General features: G+C 46.6%; 1 protein-coding gene. It reads left to right on the top strand.

Features of this window, described 5'->3' with window-relative positions; genetic code table 11:
* Positions 1-578: 578 nt before the first annotated feature.
* Positions 579-2099, top strand: coding sequence for a reverse transcriptase domain-containing protein (locus F6J99_RS44395; protein ID WP_293123669.1), 1521 nt, complete (start codon positions 579-581; stop codon positions 2097-2099).
* Positions 2100-2186 lie beyond the last annotated feature (87 nt).

Raw genomic sequence — 2186 nt, 5'->3', positions numbered from 1 at the left:
GTGCGGCTCGTTCTAGCTAGGAGCCTCCCGAAACGGGAGGGGTATAAGCTAGGGGACTCGCGAGGTAAAATACCTCAAAAAGTTCTAACTGTCCTTCGGATGCAGGTGCAAACCCTGCCCTTTAGGAGATAAGTGACTCCCTACCTTGGCCACACCGAGCGGGCGGCAACTCCGCAGAGTGAAGCTGGCACCAGGGCGCAACCAGAACCAAAGCAGATAGGTATCACTGGCGCTAACGGGGAGACGACATGGGTAAAACTAGTCCTAGAAAAGTGTCTAACAGACAAGCCACAATCTGAGCTGCAACAGTGTGCGACTTTATCCTTTCATTCTCACAACATCATGAGAACAATAGTTGTAATCTCCGAGAAGAGGATAGGCAAAATGGACTGCCCTAAATCGTCAAAACAATCTGATAGATGGAACGAGTAAAAACGACAGCAAAAATGGGTCTGAGGAAAGGTCGAAACCTCGGTAAGTTATGCCAAACTTAATCCCCACTGTCGGGTAGGATGCCACCGGAAACTGGTGGCGGGTATCCAGAATACACGAAACTAATGAAGAGTATGGGTAGACACATGTCAAGACATAGTGACCTTTGGAAAAGCCAAAAGTGGAAGCAACTCCGCCGGAATCTTTTCCGCCTACAAAAGCGAGTGTACAAAGCAATTAGAGATGGTGACCTGAGGAAGGCACGGTCTTTGCAGAAACTGATTCTGAAATCCCGTTCAGCACAACTGCTGGCTGTCCGTCAAGTGACACAGCTCAATCAAGGAAAGAGAACTGCCGGAGTAGATGGGAAATCCTCCCTAACCTACAAAGAAAGGTTCGAGGTATTTGAAAAACTAGGCTCCAATGCGAAAAACTGGACGCACCAAGGGTTGAGAGAAATCCCAATACCTAAGAAACATGGGAGTACGAGAATGCTGAAAGTACCGACCATCCAAGACAGAGCATGGCAATGTTTAGCCAAATATGCCTTGGAACCAGCCCATGAGGCGACGTTCAGTGCCTTCAGCTATGGATTCAGAACAGGCAGATGTGCTCAAGATGCACAAAAAATGCTATTTCAGAATCTAAATTCTGGCAACAACGGCATCAATAAAAGGATAATCGAGCTAGACATTAAGAAGTGCTTTGACCGCATCTCCCACAATTCCATCATGGATAGGTTGATAGCTCCTGCGGGTCTGAAAATCGGGATATTCAGATGCCTAAAAGCAGGTATCAATCCGGAATTCCCTGAACAAGGAACGCCCCAAGGTGGTGTGGTCAGTCCACTCTTAGCCAACATTGCACTTGACGGAATAGAGGAAATTAACAAAAAGGTCAGAAGCATTCGATATGCAGATGACATGGTGATTATTCTCAAGCCAAACGACAACGCTGAAAAGATTCTAGAAAAAGTGAGGAACTTCTTAGCCCAACGTGGATTGGAAGTAAACCAAGAGAAGACCAAGCTAACCAAAACGACAGACGGATTTGACTTCCTGGGTTGGAAATTCCGAGTCCAGAGAAACGGAAAATTTCGATGTATTCCCTCAGAGGAAAACCATCGTAATATCCGGAAGAAGATAAAAGCCGTGGTCAATAGCTCGAATTATGGTGCTGAAGTCAAAGCCCAAAAATTAGCCTCAATCGTGCGTGGATGGAGGAACTACCACAAAAGCTGTGATATGAGCAGTTCCCGAGATAGTTTATGGTTTATGGCAAAAACCGCAAACCGGAAATTCCGCAAGGAAAAGAAAGTGAATCGGTACAAAGCCACCGAACTATGCAAGAAAGGCTTTCCAGCAGTTGGGTACGAACAAAATCAACACGTCAACGTTAGAGGGACTAAGTCCCCGTATGATGGAGACTTAGTCTACTGGAGTATGCGGAACTCCGTACTATACGATGATGCTACCGCTAAAGCTTTGAAAAGGCAAAACCATTCTTGTGGACATTGTGGATACAAGTTCTTAAGCGACGAATCTGTACACCTCCATCACGTCGATGGAAACCACGACAATTGGAAGCAAAAGAACCTAATGGCAGTACATCAAAGCTGCCACCAGATGATTCATTGGAGCAAGCCGAAAGGCAAGCCTATTGGTTGAGGATACCTAAGAGCTGGGTGCGGTGAAAGTCGCACGCCCAGTTCGGAAGCGGAGGTGCCCTGGGTAATACCAGGCATCGACCGTAAC

Source organism: Moorena sp. SIO4G3, assembly GCF_010692305.1.
Taxonomy (GTDB): domain Bacteria; phylum Cyanobacteriota; class Cyanobacteriia; order Cyanobacteriales; family Coleofasciculaceae; genus Moorena; species Moorena producens_A.
Note: the sequence above shows the minus strand (reverse complement) of the source record. Positions and strands in the feature narration are given on the sequence as shown.